This window comes from Empedobacter sp. UBA7248 (genome assembly GCF_002472945.1).
In the GTDB taxonomy this organism is placed as follows: domain Bacteria; phylum Bacteroidota; class Bacteroidia; order Flavobacteriales; family Weeksellaceae; genus Empedobacter; species Empedobacter falsenii_C.
In genome coordinates this window covers 149,605-166,917 of the sequence record NZ_DKSU01000016.1, presented here as the reverse complement: position 1 = coordinate 166,917, position 17,313 = coordinate 149,605, and the positions used below count along the sequence as shown (strand labels likewise).

At 32.0% G+C, this 17,313-nt stretch carries 11 protein-coding genes; 8 read left to right on the top strand and 3 right to left on the bottom strand.

Annotated elements, in window-relative coordinates:
• Positions 1-43: 43 nt before the first annotated feature.
• The 4 genes from B4A23_RS15305 (at position 44) to B4A23_RS15290 (ending at position 5,462) form a co-directional block, all read left to right on the top strand.
• Entirely contained in the window at positions 44-850 is an 807-nt protein-coding gene (locus B4A23_RS15305; protein ID WP_286487032.1) for a molecular chaperone, read from the top strand.
• Positions 840-1,865: a hypothetical protein gene (locus tag B4A23_RS15300; protein ID WP_291121206.1), complete on the top strand. Its 1,026-nt coding sequence runs from the start codon at positions 840-842 to the stop codon at positions 1,863-1,865. Before B4A23_RS15305 ends, B4A23_RS15300 begins: the two co-directional genes overlap by 11 nt.
• Before the next feature lie 102 nt (positions 1,866-1,967).
• Positions 1,968-4,685, top strand: coding sequence for a hypothetical protein (locus tag B4A23_RS15295; RefSeq protein ID WP_291121204.1), 2,718 nt, complete (start codon positions 1,968-1,970; stop codon positions 4,683-4,685).
• 39 nt (positions 4,686-4,724) lie between these two features.
• Positions 4,725-5,462 (top strand): DUF4184 family protein, encoded by a 738-nt coding sequence (locus tag B4A23_RS15290; RefSeq protein ID WP_291121202.1) that lies wholly within the window; start codon positions 4,725-4,727, stop codon positions 5,460-5,462.
• A 47-nt stretch (positions 5,463-5,509) separates the two neighbouring features.
• Here B4A23_RS15290 and mvaD read toward each other — a convergent pair whose 3' ends face one another.
• The 3 genes from mvaD to B4A23_RS15275 are packed head-to-tail and all read right to left on the bottom strand — an operon-like array spanning position 5,510 to position 8,502.
• Positions 5,510-6,577 (bottom strand): diphosphomevalonate decarboxylase, encoded by a 1,068-nt coding sequence (gene mvaD, locus B4A23_RS15285; protein WP_291121200.1) that lies wholly within the window; start codon positions 6,575-6,577, stop codon positions 5,510-5,512.
• Between the two features lie 14 nt (positions 6,578-6,591).
• Positions 6,592-7,593, bottom strand: coding sequence for an NAD-dependent epimerase/dehydratase family protein (locus B4A23_RS15280; RefSeq protein WP_291121198.1), 1,002 nt, complete (start codon positions 7,591-7,593; stop codon positions 6,592-6,594).
• A 6-nt stretch (positions 7,594-7,599) separates the two neighbouring features.
• Entirely contained in the window at positions 7,600-8,502 is a 903-nt protein-coding gene (locus B4A23_RS15275; RefSeq protein ID WP_280050043.1) for a CorA family divalent cation transporter, read from the bottom strand.
• Positions 8,503-8,806: 304 nt separating this feature from the next.
• On the opposite strand from B4A23_RS15275, the gene B4A23_RS15270 reads away from it, so the two are divergent.
• The 4 genes from B4A23_RS15270 to B4A23_RS15255 all read left to right on the top strand — a co-directional run bounded on the left by B4A23_RS15270 (position 8,807) and on the right by B4A23_RS15255 (position 17,304).
• Entirely contained in the window at positions 8,807-11,944 is a 3,138-nt protein-coding gene (locus B4A23_RS15270) for a SusC/RagA family TonB-linked outer membrane protein (RefSeq protein WP_291121196.1), read from the top strand.
• Positions 11,945-11,955: 11 nt separating this feature from the next.
• Complete coding sequence (locus tag B4A23_RS15265) at positions 11,956-13,443, top strand: RagB/SusD family nutrient uptake outer membrane protein (protein ID WP_291121193.1); 1,488 nt, start codon at positions 11,956-11,958, stop codon at positions 13,441-13,443.
• A 165-nt stretch (positions 13,444-13,608) separates the two neighbouring features.
• Positions 13,609-14,904, top strand: coding sequence for a tyrosine--tRNA ligase (gene tyrS, locus B4A23_RS15260; protein WP_291121191.1), 1,296 nt, complete (start codon positions 13,609-13,611; stop codon positions 14,902-14,904).
• Positions 14,905-15,039: 135 nt separating this feature from the next.
• Entirely contained in the window at positions 15,040-17,304 is a 2,265-nt protein-coding gene (locus B4A23_RS15255; RefSeq protein WP_291121189.1) for a family 20 glycosylhydrolase, read from the top strand.
• Positions 17,305-17,313: the final 9 nt, after the last annotated feature.

Sequence of the window (17,313 nt, the reverse complement as noted above, 5' to 3'; positions counted from 1 at the left end):
AAATAGGAAGTGGTATTGAAAAATATCACTTCTGTTTTTGCTTATGAAAGTTCTTCGTTTTTTAACAATCGTTTCTTTTTTAGCATTAATCATTTCAACTAAGATTAGTGCACAATCAGGTATTTCTGTAAGTCCACCAAGGACTTATTTTGCTTTAAATCCTGGTGAGTCTGAGCGTAAAAAGATTTTGGTAACCAATGTAAGCGATGTGCATACATTAGAGTTGTCTGTTTCTTTTAAGGATTGGAAGTATGATGAATTTGGAGCTAATGTAGTTTCTGAAATCAATACTTTGCCAACAAGTAATGCAAACTGGATCACAGTTTTACCAAGTAATACGTTTACACTTTTGCCAAGAGAATCGAAAGAAATAGAAGTTCTTATGCAAGTTCCAGAAAAGATAAATGCAGAGAGCGTACATACTACGATGATGTACATTACGCAAACAAATCCGATTGCTGGACAAAACAAAAGTGGAGAAAATATTAAAATCTCCATTCGTACAGGTGTCAAAATTTATCAACGATTAAATATTGCACGTGATACAAATGTAGAGTTTACAAATTTTGTTTACGATAAAACTGAAAATCGTTTGGTGTTAAATATTTCGAATGAAGGAAATGTTTGGAGCGAAGGAACGATTAGAAATGAAATCATTAATCAAGAAAATGGTCAACAAATAAAATTGCAAGATGCAGTTTTTTATAGTTTACCAAATGATAAAAGAATTGTATATATACCATTGCCAAAGGATTTGCCAAAAGGTTCGTATATTGTTACCTCAACTTTAAGTTTTGAGAAAGATGATCAATTGAAAATTGCTGAATTGACGTTCTCAAATGATAAATAATAATTTGTTTCAGAAAATAGTTTCAACAATTACATTATTGTTGACAATGGCAGTTTCTGCTCAGTTTACGATTAATGCGCACAATAATGGTTGGGTGCAAGTAAATGGAAGTAGTGGAGTTACGGCGACTAATGTTGTGGCTGTAGAAATGCATATGTCTGGTGCTTTAAATTATAAAAATTGGTCTTTAGTTGCGCGTGTTGTTTCGCCTATTGTAAATTCTCAGAAAAAAGAATTTCCTGTCGAAAAACTGAAATTGAAATTCAATAATTATACAACTTCTCAATATTATTCAGAGAATTATCCTACGCTAAATCAATTAGGAGTTATTCAGAATAACATCGCGATGAGTTTTTCTCCAAATTATTTTATTCGAAATTCACCTTTAACTATTGCTACAACTACAGGAAAATATGGTGCAATTATATTGAATTATGATATTGTGATTGATGCAGGAACATATCTAAATCCTCTGAAATCTTGGAACAATTATCCTATTCAATTAGAGTTTTCTTTATTGAATGAATTTGGAACCGTGATTGGAACAAGTCTTTTTTCGATTGAAATGCAAATTAGTCCAAATGGAAATTACGAACCAGTTCAAACGCTTTCTATTGCGGTCGATGGTTCTGCTGTAAATGGAGAATTGGTTTTCAATACGATACAAGATTATAAAAATGGTGTGAAGAAAGAATATCAAAACGGTTTAATAGTTTCTTCTGATACGGCTTACGATATTCAAGTTTCGTCGCTTAATCAATATTTACAATCGAGTGATGCACAGAATTTGGAATTAAATTCAATCAATGTTCAGATAAAAGACACCGAAACAAATAATCTTTCTAAGGTTATAAAACTTTCAAATTACAATCAATCATTGATGACGAATAGTTCTAAAACGGCTTCAAAAAAATATAATATTATTTATTCTACAACTCCGTCGGATAATAAAATTTTGAATAGCAAACCTGGGAATTATTCAACTTCTTTGCTGTACACGATTACACCTTTGTAAAACAATATGTTCTTTTCAATCAATTATTTTCGAAGCGTATTTTTTATTCTGCTTATCCTTGTTAGCGGACAAAATTTGCGTGCTCAAACTATAAATAATGGATTGAAATTTAGCACAATAAAAGAAGTTAAATTAGAAGATGGCAACAACTTTTCTGTTATTCTTCAATTAGAAAATACAACCAATGATACGATAAATGCTCGTCTAGGAATTAAAATTCCTTCAGCGATAAGATCGTATTCGCAAGATAATCTTCAAATAAAAATCAATCCAAACAAGAAGGCTTTTATTCCAATGCAGTTTACGGTGAACAAATCGCAAATGGCTGGAAAATTAGATTTAGAATTCAGTATTATTGATTTTTTAAGCAAAAAAGAAATAGGGAAATCTGTTACTTCAGTTGTTGTTTTGCAGAAGAGAAACATCAAGATTTTTCCTGTTCAGAGTAATATTTTTTATCGTCAAGAAGGAGATTCTATTCATTATGAATTGAAAGTAATGAATATGGGAAATCAAGCAGAAGAAGTTTTGTTAACCAATGTTCTTCCTGACTTCAGAGGTAATTTTACTTCTGAAAACAAGCGAATTATAGTTGAAGCTTTTCAAGAAAAAATTGTTCGATTTTCTAAATATGTAGACCGAGATATGATGAAAATTGAAAGTTTTCAGGCAAATGTTTCGGGTTATACAACGACCAAAGATTTTGCAGGAAATGTGTTTTTTACCATTCAGAATGCAAGTTCCAATCGTGTGTATAGAGATCCAACAATGTTAAATCAGAATTGGACCAATTTTTCTACAAATTATGTTCGATTAACTGCTCGTGATATCAATTCTGCTAATGCGAATTATAATTTAATGGCGCATCAAGAATTTTCGGTGGGGTTGAATGAATTTGCGTATAACATTAATGGGACAACTTGGAATAACGATCAAGACATGGTTTTGACGGATTCTTGGGTGAAATATCAACGCAAAGACAAAGGAATTTTAATCGGATCAATCAATAACAACGATTTTGATATTCCAATTAATGGACGAGGCGTGATGTTGTTTAATAATTATGATAAGAATGATAACCGAATTGTAGTCGGAACGGTCGAAAAAAATTATAATTTATTAGATGATTTGAGTAATGATGTTTTCAAGAATAGCCACACAACTTTTGCGAATGGACGATTTTTGATAAAAGATAAAAACGAATTAGAAACAACCGCTTTATTCGATAGAAATTATTCGACAACGGACTTTGTTTTGACAAATGGTTACAAATGGATTACGCCTAATAAGTGGAATCACTCGGTGAAATTTGGGTATGGTTTGTCAAAATTTAAAGAGACAAATGATGTCGAAAATTCATTATCAGTTTCTGCAAATGTTTCTGGAACAATAGGCAAATTTGATTTTTATAGTTCCAATTATTATAGCTCAGGATATTATCCTGGAACGCGACGTGGAGCTTTGTATCTAAATCAGCGTTTGCAGCGTACGTTTTCTAAATTTTCGTTGTGGTCTTCGTTAACGATTACGAATAACAATCCGAAATCTATCGATCCGTATTTGATTAATTATATGCAAGCAAATGAGTCGAAAACGTTGCGTTTTGAGACGGGAATTTCGTTCAAATTAGCAAATCATTTTAATCTTTCGATTTCTCCAAAATTCAATATAGAAAAATCAAATATTCTGAATTATGAGACGTTTACGTACATGCCGATGGATTTTAAATCGACTTATTTAAACGGAACATTTACTTGGTTGTCTAATTCTCGTGTGCATCAGTTGGTGTTGAATGCTTTGGGAGGGTTTTCTGAGCTAAACGAATTGAGTAAGGTTGATCCAATTGTTTATGGACAATTAACGTGGAATGTGAAAAACTTTCAGTTAAACTCAATTTATCAACGAGGAAGTATGATGATTGCAGAGGTTTATTCGACGAATAATCTAAATCATCAATTAGAGCGTTTTACAACTTCGGCGAGTTTTCGTCAAAGCTTTTTTCAGAAAAAATTGAATACGGCAGTTTCTACTTATTATAATATTGACAAAAATTTTGGAAATACCCTAACTTTTGGAGCTTCTTTAGATTATCAACCAATTGATAATTTTATTGTAAGTACACAAGCGAATTTTAGTCATTACGATTCGAAAACATTGAATAGCAAACAAACTTATTTGCAAGTTGGTGTACAATATAATTTGCCTGCGAAACGTACTGTGACAGATGTAAAAGACGGAACATTAAATTTGTTTGTGTTTTATGATTACAATGCAAATGGTATTTTTGATGAAGGAGATAAAGTGGCTGATAGTCGTAATGTAAAGATAAATGAAACTAACTTTATTACAGATTTAGAAGGAAATATCAAGTATAAAAAAGTTCCTTATGGTAATTATTTAATTAAACTTCCTGGACAAAAATGGTTTGCACAAGATTATGCAGTTAATATTAATTCTAAAACGACTTCTATTTCTATTCCAATGCAACAAACTGGTGTTGTGAGAGGAAAAGTTGAGTATGAATTATCTTCAAATTTGGAGTATCAGGTTTCGGCAAATTTATTCGGATTTACATTGATTTTTAATCACGAAAATGGACAGATTTTTACAGTTAAAACAAATGATAGAGGTGAATATACAGCTTTTTTACCTGTCGGAAATTATACGTTTCATCTTGTTGAAAATAGTTTACCAGAACATGTTTATGCAAAAACATATTTGAATAAAATAACGGTAGAAAAGGAACAAAATACAGAATATGAGCCGCTTATTCTTAAAATTAAGGAAAGAAAAGTTAACATTAAACGTTTTGGAAGTTAATGGATATTTTGATTTACTTTGCATCAAAATAAACTCTAAATGCCACTAACTTTTTGCCATCCAGCAATTGTTCTTCCGCTAAAAAAACTAAAATCGAACTGGTTTTCGATGACGGGATTAATCATTGGTTCGATGTCGCCAGATTTAGAATATTTCTCTCGAATGGAGATTATAGCGACGCACAGTCATTTGTTCTGGGGTGTTTTGTATTTTGACTTACCAATTGCGTTGATTTATTGTTTTGTTTTTCACCTATTTGTCCGAAATATTTTAATTCATCATTTACCTTATTTTTTAGAAGAACGATTTGCTCAATTTCTAAATTTTGATTGGATTGATTATTTCAAAAAACATTGGTTAATTGTTGTTATTTCAATTATAATAGGAGCTTATTCACACCTTTTTTGGGATGCTTTCACACACGAATGGGGGTGTTTTACGAAATTAATTCCAGCTTTAGAGGAAACTTGGTTTCAAATTCCTTTCAATAATTTAGAAGTAAAGGGATATAAATTTCTACAACATTTTAGCACATTTTTAGGTGCGATTTTTATTGCTTTTTGGATTTATAAAATGCCAAAACAAATTCTTCCGAAAACTAAATTTGATTACATTTTTTGGTTAAAAGTAGTTCTATTTACAACAACTATTTCCGCAATACGATTAGTTTTCTTCCCAATAGAAATTGGATTAGGCAACATTATTGTCGTTATCGGAATGAGTGTTTTTTTGAGTTTGGTTATTTTTGGGGTTAAGAAGAAACTATTAATAAAATAAAAAAAGGTCATCAAATAAATTGACAACCTTTTTTGTTTTAGAAGTGATTAAAAACTCACTTTATCTTTTATGTAATTTCCGTTTTGACAGAATTGTTTTAATTCATTTTCGATGAAGATTTCAATAGCTTCCGCATCTTGCTCAGGATATAGTAAATGTACATTTGCACCAGCATCTAAAGTGAAATACAAATGATTTCCTGTTTCACGACGGAATTCCCACAATTTTTCTAAAGCTGCAACTGTGTTTGGTTTCATCAAAATAAATGCAGGATTCGACATCATCATCATCGCGTGTAATGTCAAAGCTTCGTGTTCTACCAATTCTCCAAAAGCTTTGATATCACCAGATTTTAAAATTGGCAATAACGCCTTTAAGTTTTCGTTTGCTTCCACAAAACGACGTTCAGCATACGGATGTCCGTTCATCAAATTGTGACCAACAGTAGAAGAAACCGATTTTTGACCTTCGTGAATCAATAAAATGGTGTCGTGAAAAGTTTTGAAAACATCATGAATTTCGACATCTGGATATTTTGTTCCAAATAAATCGGAACTTCCTTCGATAAAATCATTTTCGCCCCATTCAACCAAACCTTTGTAAACCGAACGACAAGCACTTCCAGAACCTAAACGAGCCAAGAATGAAGCTTTTTTCAAGGCATCTTCTTCTGATAAATTAGCTCCTAAAATATTCTCAATTTGAACTAAACACAAAGCCATTGCCGACATTCCAGAAGCTGAAGAAGCAATTCCAGAACTATGTGGAAATGAATTATGTGTGTGAATTTCAAATTTGAATTGATTCAAAAATGGAATATATGCTGTAATTCTTTTGAAAAAAGTAATGATTTTTGGAGCAAAACTTTCTTTCAATTCACCTTCCAAATAAACTTCAACCTCAAAAGTATCCGACGTTTTTGGTGAAAATTTTAATTCAGTTTCTGTATAGCTATTCGTTAATGTGTAGCTGATAGAGCTATTGGTTGGAATTTGATTTTTCTTTTTTCCCCAATATTTTACCAACGCAATATTTGATGGACTTTTAGCAGAAACGCTTCCTGATTTTAATTCCGAAGCAGTTATTGAAAGTGTTGAAATGAATTGTTGTTCCATAAAACAAAAGTAAACTATTTTGTAGAATTCAGCTTTTGAAAGCGTTTATAATGATAATCAATTGCTTCTTTGATTGGAATAAATTCGTATTGAAGCAAATTTTTAACTTTAGAATTGTCGTATTTGGTATAAGTTGTCAACGAATAATAATTCGCTTTTGTCATATATTTTCCACCAAAAATTCGACTAAAAATAGATAGATTTTTAATGATTTTCAAGGTTGTATTTGAAACATTTTTGACTGAACGTTTGCTATTCATCGAAACAAAATCAAAGATTTCTCGGTAGGTTTTATTTTCAGAAATTACGACAAATTTTTGATTGTAAACTTGTTGATTAATTAATCCTAAAAAAATCTTCACCACATCGCGAACATCCACAAATCCAGTTCCGCCCGAAGGAGCATAATCGCTTTTTGACGAATTTTGTTGAAACAAACTTTCGCTTGCACGTTTTGTATCTAAAGTTCCGATGATTACACCAGGATTAATAATAATAACTTTAATCCCTTCTTGCGAAGCACGCCAAACTTCCATTTCGGCTCTAAATTTAGAAATTGAATAAGAAGAATGTGTCAAGCCATTATTCCAACCAGAACGTTCGTCAATCATTTTAGTTGCGGGATTCAAATCATCCATCGAAGCAATAGAACTAATGAAGAAAAATTCTTTCACGCCAGAATCAATCGCTTCATTTACTAAAGATTCAGTTCCTAAAATATTCGTATTGAAAATTTCTTCTTCTTGACGTTCATCAAATGAAACAAAGGCAGCAGCGTGATAAATTGTCTCGATTCCGTCTAATAAATTCGGAAGTTCAGTTACATCCAACAAATCACCATCAATCCAATGAATAAATTGATAAAATTGCGAAGCATTTTGTTCCGCAAAGAAATTTTGGATGGTTTCTGTGTTCGATGTTTTTCGTTTTAAAGCACGAATAGGTTGTTGCTTTTTTGCCAATTCTACCAACAAATGCGCGCCAACCAAACCTGTTCCTCCCGTTACGAAAATCATACTGAATTATAAATATTTTTTTTTCCTGAACCAAAAGTAAATAAAAATTACCACTAATAACATGACAAGTAAACAAATTGGATAGCCTAATTTGTAATTTAACTCGGGCATGAAATCGAAATTCATTCCATAAATTCCAGCGATAAAAGTTAAGGGTAAGAAAAATGCAGAAAAAACGGTAAGCGTTTGCATAATTTCGTTAGATTTCTGTCCATTTAACGAAAGATAAATTGTTAACAAACTTTGTACGTCATCTACAATTTGTGAATGCAAGTGTAACATTTTTACGTTTTCTTCGTACAAATCCTGTGATGAACTTGTCTTTTTGTTATCCGCGCGATATTCTTTCAGTGCTTCAAGCGTATAATCTAATATTTTTTTGCAAGCTGTGGCTTCTCGTTTGATTTTATATAAGGTAGGAAGTTTAATTTTTCTAAAATCATCCGTAAAAATCAAATGCTCGAGTTGATTGACTTCTTCGTCCATTTGATATGCTGGTTCTTCATACGTTTTGATGGTTTCGGAAATAATACGATACAAAATTCCTTTGATAATGATCTTAGAAGGATCAGTATTCGCTAAATATTTTTTCTGAATTTTTTCGAAAATATCCGTTTCCTTTTGATGAACAGTCACAATAAAATCTGCTCCGATGTAAATACTGATTTTGTGACTAAATTCTCGAACAGTGTTTTTCAACATACGATGTTCTTTATCAAAAAAACGAATTAACAAAAACGAAACTTTTGAATCATCTGATTCATATTTAGGTAAATGTCCAGGCTCCAAACTATCTTCAATCGTTAATTTCTGAAAACAATATTTTGTAGCAATTTCATTCAACTCAATTTTTGTAGGATTTTGTAAATTAATCCATTTGAATTTTTCATTCTCGAAAAGTGTTTGCATCTAGATTGATAGTTTTGTGATATAAGAAGACTTTTTGCTAATTTAAATAAAAATCTAACTAGAAAATAGTTCTTCTAAAAAGATGTAAAATAATTATTTTTAACCCTAACTATATATTGATTTTTGTTTATTGAAATGTATTATTTTGTAATTTAATGTGTTAATTAAATAAAAAATGTCTAATTGAAATTAATCATTTTTTATTTAAAATTAGTCTATTTTATATTTCTTGTTAAAAAGTGAAAAATTTTAAAGTTTGATGTTAAAATGTGTTAATATTGCGCTTTTAAAATTATAAAAATACATGAGAAAGAGAATAACTTCTTTATCATTGTTAGCTTTTATAGGGCTAAGTACAGCAGTATTTGCTCAAACAAAAGGTACAGTGAATGATGCAAATGGTTTTCCTGAGTCTGACGTAGAAGTTTCTGTAAAAGGAACAGAAAAAGTAGCGTACACAGATGAGAATGGAGACTTTAACATTGACGCAAAAGTTGGAGATGTTTTAGTAATTGATGGGAAAGAATTTACTGTAACTAGTAGTAATTTAGGTAGTTTAAAACTATCAAACTCTACAGATGTTGATCTAGAGGAAACTGTTATTACAGTTGCTTATGGTTCTCAAAAAAAGGAAACTGTAGTTGGATCTAATACGGTTATTAAATCTGATGCTTTTGAAAATCGTGCTATTACAAGTGTTGAGAAAGCATTGGATGGTGCAGCACCAGGAGTTTTGGTTTCTACAGGATCTGGACAACCAGGTAGTGGACTAAATATCCAGATTCGTGGTATGTCTTCTTACAATTTATCAAATTCACCATTATATATCGTTGACGGAGCGATTTATACAGGTGCTGTTTCGGATTTAAATCCAAATGATATTGCAACAATCAATATCCTAAAAGATGCAGCTTCTACATCTTTATACGGATCTTCTGCAGCCAATGGTGTTGTAATGATTACTACTAAAAAAGGGTCTAAAATAAAAAGAGGAGCTTTCAACTTTACTGCAAATACAGGAGTTGTGTCAAGAAGTATTCCTCAATATGATCGTATCGGAGCTGATGATTATTATGTAGCTACATGGGAAGCTATGCGTAATGGTCGTTTAGTAACAAATCCTTCAGGAGGTTTAGCAGGTGCAAATACTTATGCAAACAACAACTTAATCTCTGGAGTTTTAAAAAATAACATCTACAATGTAGCAAATGATCAGGTTGTTATCGATGGAAAGTTAAATTCAAATGCACATAAATTATATGATGATTTTAACTGGGAGGATTATTTAATGAGAACTGGAAGCACGCAAAATTATAATTTAAATTTTAGCGACGCGACTGATAAATCTACATTCTATGCTTCTTTTGGGTATAACAAAGAAGAGGGTTATGTTATTAAATCTGACTATGAAAGATATTCAACAAGATTATCTGGAGATAGCCAAGTAACAGATTGGTTGAAATTAGGACTTAATATGAACGGAAGTTTAACTAAGTCTAATCAAGCTGATGATGCAGGAGGATCTTCTTATGTTAATCCATTTTACTTTGGAAGATCAATTGGACCTATCTATTCTCCTTTCCTTTACGATTCAAAAGGACAAAGAGTTTATGATGAATTAGGTAATCCAGTATACGATGGTGTACAATCAAGAGGTAGAGGTGCTTCTGCTAGTGGAGGACGTAATGTTTTAGAGGAGATTCTTAGAAATAGCCAAATACAAAATACAAATGCAATTAACACAAGAGGTTTTGCAGAGGTAAAATTGGCTAAAGGTTTAACTTTTACGACTAATTTAAGTTATGATGTTAGAAACTTCAATTTCAAAGAATATCGTAACAAATATATTGGAGATGCAGCAGGGACAGGATCTTTATCACAAACTGATAGAAAAATTCAATCTGTAACATTCAACCAATTATTAAACTATAACAAATCGTTTGGACAACATAATTTTGATGTATTAGTTGGACATGAGTCTTTTGATCGTCAAGTAGATTATGGGTATCGTTATAAGACAGTTGAGGTTATTGAAGGAATTAAAGAATTCTCAAATTATTTACAAAATGTAAGTAATACAGGATATAGATATTCATTAGCTAAAGAATCTTATTTTGCAAGAGTTAATTATGATTTTGCAAATAAATATATCGTTTCAGGATCTATTCGTCAAGATAAATCGTCTCGTTTTGCTAACGGAAGTAACGAAGGTGTATTCTGGTCAGCTGGTTTAGGATGGAATATCTACAAAGAAAACTTCTTAAAAGATTCTAAAGTAATTAATTTATTAAAATTAAGAGGATCTTATGGAGAAGTAGGTAATGATGGAGGTATTGATTCACAACCAGGTTATCAAGCTGATTTAACTCTATATAATTTAGGAGATTATTTTAATGCTGAAGAAGCAGGAGTTTATTTGTCTCAAACAGGAAACCCTAATTTAACATGGGAAACAAATGTTCAGTTAGATGCAGCTTTAGAATTTGGTTTATTCAATAATAGAATTTCTGGATCTATTGAATATTTCAAGAGAGAAACAGAAAATATGATTTTTGGAGTTCCTCAACCAGGATCTGCAGGAGAGCCAAATAATAGAATTTACAAGAATATTGGAACAATGCGTAATACAGGTTGGGAGTTTGGATTAAACTTCGGTATTGTTCGTTCTGATGATTTTTCTTGGGATTTAGGAGTGACAGCTACAACCTATAAAAATAAAATGGTTGAAATGCCAGAAGGTCAAGAAGCTATTATTAATGGAACAAAACGTTTAGCAAAAGGTCATTCATTGTATGATTTTTGGTTAAGAGAATGGTATGGTGTTGATCCTACAGATGGTGCTCCTTTGTTTGTTCAAGATCCAACGATTGCAGATACTTCTGCTACAAGAACAATTAATGGAGTAAAATATACTACAAATCAAAACAATGCTAATTATGCATATGTTGCTTCAGCGATTCCAGATTTATATGGGTCTATTAATAATACGTTTAGATACAAAAACTTATCGCTTTCAACATTGTTTACTTACCAAATTGGAGGAAAAGTATATGATCAAAACTATGCTATTTTAATGAGTAGTTATCCACAAGGACAATCATTGCATAAAGATATTTTAAATGCTTGGAAAAATCCTGGAGATATTACAGATGTACCAGTTTTAAGTACTCAGAATGTAAATGCTGCAGGAGCTGCTTCATCTAGATGGTTAGAGGATGCTGATTATTTTATGTTAAAAAGTGCAACTTTAGGTTACACATTTAACAAGAATCAGATTGAAAATATGGGGTTATCTAATCTTAAACTTTTCATCAGTGGAGAAAACTTATTTGCTATAACTGCAAGAAAAGGTTTAGAGCCAGTTCAGTCATTTAATGGTACAACAACTTATCGTTACACACCATCAAGAATTGTAAGTGTAGGTGTTAACTTATCATTTTAATTAAAAAAATCATGAAAAAAACAAAAATATTAATAGCTGCTTTATTAATTGGTTCTACATTTTTTACAACATCTTGTAATGATGATTACTTAGATACAACTCCAACTGATGCAGTAGATGAGTCTCAAGTATTGTCAACGGCAGATGGGTTAATGGCTGCAGTTAATGGAATGCATAGAAATATGTATGTTCGTCAAAAAGATTCTCAAGGTCAGAACGGTTATACTTCACAAATGATTATTGCTGATGTATTAGGAGAAGACGTTGTTTACCCATCAACAGGTAATGGTTGGTTTGTAGCTCAAATGAGATGGCAAGATACAAATAATGTAAACTCTGGATCTACAGCTTATACATGGGATTTTTGGTATTCAATGATCAAAAATGCAAATAAAATTATTGTAAAAGGAGCTACAGCAACTGGAGAAGAGAAAACAAAAGAAAAAGCATTTGGTGAAGCGTACGCTTATAAAGCATTTGGATATTTTCAATTAGTACAAATCTATGGAAAAAGATATGTGAAAGGTGGAGATAACACAAGCGATGGAGTTATTATTAGAGATAATCCTGAAGATAATGCTCCAAAAGAAAGAGCTTCTGTAGAAGCTGTATATGCTGAGATTTGGAAAAATTTAGACAAAGCAGAATCTTTATTAAAAGGAAAAGATGCAGCAAATAATTCTCATTTTTCTATTAGTAATATTTATGGTTTAAAAGCACGTGTTGCTTTAGTTCAACAAGATTATGTAAATGCAGCTAAGTATGCAGCATTAGCAAAAGATGGACATCCATTAATGGATGCAAGAGCTTACAAATCTGGATTCAAAGATTACAAAAATGACGAGTGGATGTGGGGTGTAACAATTGTTTCAGATCAAACAGATTACTTTGGTAATTTCATGGCTTATATGTCAAGAAACTATAACTCAACTAATATTCGTCAAAATCCTAAAGCGTTCAACTCTGCTTTATATGCAAAGTTAGCTGATACGGATGTTCGTAAACAATTAGTAGATCCAACAGGTAAGCATGCAAGTTTAGGTTTGCCATCTAACTTCGCATTATTCCCATATACTTCTCAGAAATTCTTATCGGTTTCTACAGGAGATAGTAGAGGAGATGTTGTCTTTATGAGAGCATCAGAAATGTATTTAATTGAAGCAGAAGCTAAATATTTCTTAGGCGATGAAGCAGGTTCTAAAGCTGTATTATCAGAATTAAGTTCAATAAGAGATACTGCTTTTAAAGGATTTACAACTTCTGGACAAGAGTATTTGGATCAATTATATGTTTCTCGTAGAGCAGAACTATGGGGAGAAGGTTTCCGTTGGTTTGATTTAAAACGTCAAGGAAAAGACCTTGATCGTACAGGAGCAAACCACGATGCAACAGTTACAAATGGAGTAATGTCTGTAAAGGCATCAGATAAGAGATGGCAGTGGGTAATTCCTCAGTCAGAAATCAATGCAAATCCATTGTGTAAACAAAACCCATCATAACATTTTTAAAGTATAATTTATATCCTCATATAATTATATATTCAAATCAAGGTTTTCCATTAGGAAAATCTTGATTTTTTATATCCAAAAATCTCTATTATAATCTACTGAAAAATCATAACTTTGTACCTTGTAAAAATTAGATAAAAAATATATTAAAATACTATGAATCCATTAATTGAAGAATTGACTTGGAGAGGACTGGTTCACAATATTATGCCAGGGACAGAAGAACAACTAAATAAAGAAATGACTTCTGGTTATGTAGGTTTCGATCCTACAGCAGATTCTCTTCACGTGGGAAGTTTGGTTCCCATTTTCTTATTGGTTCATTTGCAACGTCACGGTCATCGTCCAATCGCATTGGTTGGTGGTGCAACTGGTTTTATCGGTGATCCTACTGGTAAAGCAGCAGAGAGAAGTTTATTAGACGAAGAAACATTGAATAAATATGTTGCTGGAATTAAAGCACAATTGTCTCGTTTCTTAGATTTTGATACAAATAATGGAAATTCAGCTTTATTGGTGAATAACTATGATTGGATGAAAGATTTTTCATTCATCGATTTTGCGCGTAATGTAGGAAAACACATTACTGTAAATTATATGATGGCGAAAGATTCTGTAAAATCTAGACTTTCTTCTGAATCGAATGTCGGAATGTCTTTCACAGAATTTACATATCAATTGATTCAAGGATACGATTATTTACACTTGTACAAAGAATTAGGTGCAAAATTGCAAATGGGAGGTTCTGATCAATGGGGAAATATCACAACTGGAACAGAATTAATTCGTCGTACAGTACAAGGTGAAGCTTTTGCTTTTACTTGTCCATTAACAACTAAAGCTGACGGAACTAAATTTGGAAAATCAGAAGGTGGTGAAAATATTTGGTTAGATAAAAACCGTACTTCTCCTTATAGATTCTATCAATTTTGGTTAAATCAAGCGGATGCGGATGCAGAACGTTACATCAAAATTTATACTTTCTTAGAAAAAGAAGCGATTGATGATTTAATCGAGCGTCATCGTCAAGAGCCACATTTACGCGAATTACAACGTAAATTAGCAACTGAAATTACAATTTTAGTTCATGGTGTTGAAGAATTACGCAAAGCAGAAAAAGCATCTCAAGTTTTATTCGGAAAATCTACTTCAGAAGATTTGAAAGAATTAGATGGAGATACTTTCTTATCAGTTTTCGAAGGTGTACCTCAAGCAACAATTGCAAAAGTTGATATCGAAGCTGGTTTGGATATTGTAACTGCTTTAGCTGAAAAATCTGGTTTCTTGAAATCAAACTCAGAAGCGCGTCGCGAATTAAAAGCAAACGCAATTTCTGTAAACAAAGAAAAAGTAGCGGAAGAATTTGTATTAACAACAGAAAATTTGATCGCAGATAAATACGTTTTATTACAAAAAGGTAAAAAGAATTATTTCATCTTAATTGTTGAATAATTTTTTAAATAAAACATTTCCAAAATAGAAAGCAAGCTGAATTCAGTTTGCTTTTTTGTTTTGAATATTTTTGCTCGTTTCGTCGTTATTATTTGATAAAACAAGTTTATCTTAGTCATTATCAAAAATTAACACATGAAACATCTTCCGTTTTTCTCTCTATTCGCTGCGTTTGCGGTTTCCACTTTTACTTTTGCTCAAAATAGTTTTATTCCTCAACCTCAACAATTAGAATTGAAGAAAGGAACTTTAGTTTTAGGAAATAAAATTACGATTAATCCAGATCCAAATTTTCCTGAAATAGATTATTTAATGAAACAATTCAAATCAATTACGGGAAAAAATCTAACGAAAACTACTTCTAACAATTTCGATAATACAATTAATATAATTTATTTGGCTGCTCCAGAAAATAGTAGCGAAGAATATTATGAGTTGGATATTAATCAAAATGGAATTTCGATTGCTGCGCCCACAAATCGAGGGATTTTTCTTGGAATACAAACACTTTTACAATTAATCGAAGAACATAAATCGGATATCAAATTACCATACCTCAAAATAAAAGACGAACCAAAATTTGCGTATCGCGGAATGCATTTAGATGTTTGTCGTCATTTTTTTACGGTAGATGAGGTTAAGAATTATTTGGATTATTTGGCGGCTTACAAATACAATAAATTTCATTGGCATTTGACTGATGATCAAGGTTGGCGAATTGAAATCAAGAAATATCCGAAGTTAACAGAAGTTGGTGCTTGGCGAAATGGATCGCAGGTTGGTGCGTATTCGGATATGAAATTTGATGATAAAAAATATGGTGGATTTTACACGCAAGAGCAGATAAAAGAGGTGGTGGCGTATGCGGCGAAATTGCATATAGATGTTATTCCAGAAATCGAAATGCCAGGTCATGCGCAAGCTGCATTGGCGGCTTATCCTAATTTAGGTTGTACAGATGAGAAGTTAGAAGTATGGAAAACGTGGGGAGTTTCGGAAGATATTTTTTGTCCAAAAGAAGAAACGTTTCAGTTTTTGCAAGATGTCATGGATGAGGTAATTCTGCTTTTTCCATACGAATATGTACATATAGGAGGTGATGAGGCACCAAAGAAGCGTTGGAAAGAAAGTGCTTTTGTACAAGATTTGATGAAAAAATTGAACATCAAAGATGAGTTGCATATGCAAAGTTATTTCATCACGCGAATGGAGAAATACATTAATAGTAAAGGGAAGCAAATTATTGGTTGGGATGAAATCCTTGAAGGAGGTTTAGCACCAAATGCAACGGTGATGAGTTGGACAGGAATTGAAGGGGGAATTCATGCAGCGAAAACAAAACACAAGGCAATTATGACGCCAACTTCTACCAATTATTTTGATTATTATCAAGGAAATCCCGAAACCGAACCTTTGTCTATTGGTGGAAATTTACGCTTGCAAAAAGTGTATGCCTATAATCCTATTCCGAAAGAATTGACTGAAGAAGAAGCAAAATATATTTGGGGAACGCAAGGGAATTTGTGGACAGAATATATTTTAGATTTTCCTCATATTCAGCATATGATTTTTCCACGTATGATGGCACTTTCTGAAGTTGCTTGGGGAACATCAAAACCTGATGAATACAAGAATTTTGAGAATCGTGTAATTCGTCATTTTACGATTTTAGATGAAAAAGGAATCAAACATAGTACAGCGATTTATGAGGTGGATGGAAAGGCTTCTGTTGACCAAAATGGAACGATAAAATATGAGTTGAGTTCGGCGAACGAACCTTCACGAATTCGTTTTACAACAGATGGTTCGGAACCAACTATTAATTCGAATGTGTATCAAAAACCTTTAGAAATTACGAAATCTCAAACGGTAAAATCGGCTTATTTTGAAGATGCTAAAAAAGTAAGCGCAACAACTTCTCAGGACTTTGTTATTACGAAATCAACAGCCAAAAAAATCACATTAGAGCATCAACCTGCCGAGGCATATTCGGTTGGTGGAGCGTCTACTTTGGTAGATGGAATAAGAGGAAGTCTAAAAAATCATGGTAAATCGTGGTTAGGTTTTTCTGGAAAAGATGTGATTGCAACAATAGATTTCGGAACTAAAATGGAGTTTTCTACCATTCAATTTTCAACCTTAGACCGCAAAGGAAGTTGGATTTATCTTCCGAAATCTGTCAAAGTTTTGATTTCTGATAATGGAAAAGATTTTAAAGAAATTAAAACTATTTCATCTTCTGAAATCGAAAAATCAAACGGAATAATGAAGATTGATTTACAAAAACAACAAGCGAAATACCTTAAATTGATGATTGAAAATTTAGGAATAATTCCAAATGGACAAGCTGGTGCAGGAAATAAGGCATGGTTATTTATTGATGAAATTTCGGTTGAATAAACACAAAAA

What these genes read in the sequence shown, in the direction of transcription:
- B4A23_RS15305 (WP_286487032.1), top strand. Translation starts at nt 44, where the DNA reads ATGAAAGTTCTTCGTTTTTTAACAATCGTTTCTTTTTTAGCATTAATC.
- B4A23_RS15300 (WP_291121206.1), top strand. Translation starts at nt 840, where the DNA reads ATGATAAATAATAATTTGTTTCAGAAAATAGTTTCAACAATTACATTA.
- B4A23_RS15290 (WP_291121202.1), top strand. Translation starts at nt 4,725, where the DNA reads ATGCCACTAACTTTTTGCCATCCAGCAATTGTTCTTCCGCTAAAAAAA.
- mvaD (WP_291121200.1), bottom strand. Translation starts at nt 6,577, where the DNA reads ATGGAACAACAATTCATTTCAACACTTTCAATAACTGCTTCGGAATTA.
- B4A23_RS15280 (WP_291121198.1), bottom strand. Translation starts at nt 7,593, where the DNA reads ATGATTTTCGTAACGGGAGGAACAGGTTTGGTTGGCGCGCATTTGTTG.
- B4A23_RS15275 (WP_280050043.1), bottom strand. Translation starts at nt 8,502, where the DNA reads ATGCAAACACTTTTCGAGAATGAAAAATTCAAATGGATTAATTTACAA.
- B4A23_RS15270 (WP_291121196.1), top strand. Translation starts at nt 8,807, where the DNA reads ATGAGAAAGAGAATAACTTCTTTATCATTGTTAGCTTTTATAGGGCTA.
- B4A23_RS15265 (WP_291121193.1), top strand. Translation starts at nt 11,956, where the DNA reads ATGAAAAAAACAAAAATATTAATAGCTGCTTTATTAATTGGTTCTACA.
- tyrS (WP_291121191.1), top strand. Translation starts at nt 13,609, where the DNA reads ATGAATCCATTAATTGAAGAATTGACTTGGAGAGGACTGGTTCACAAT.
- B4A23_RS15255 (WP_291121189.1), top strand. Translation starts at nt 15,040, where the DNA reads ATGAAACATCTTCCGTTTTTCTCTCTATTCGCTGCGTTTGCGGTTTCC.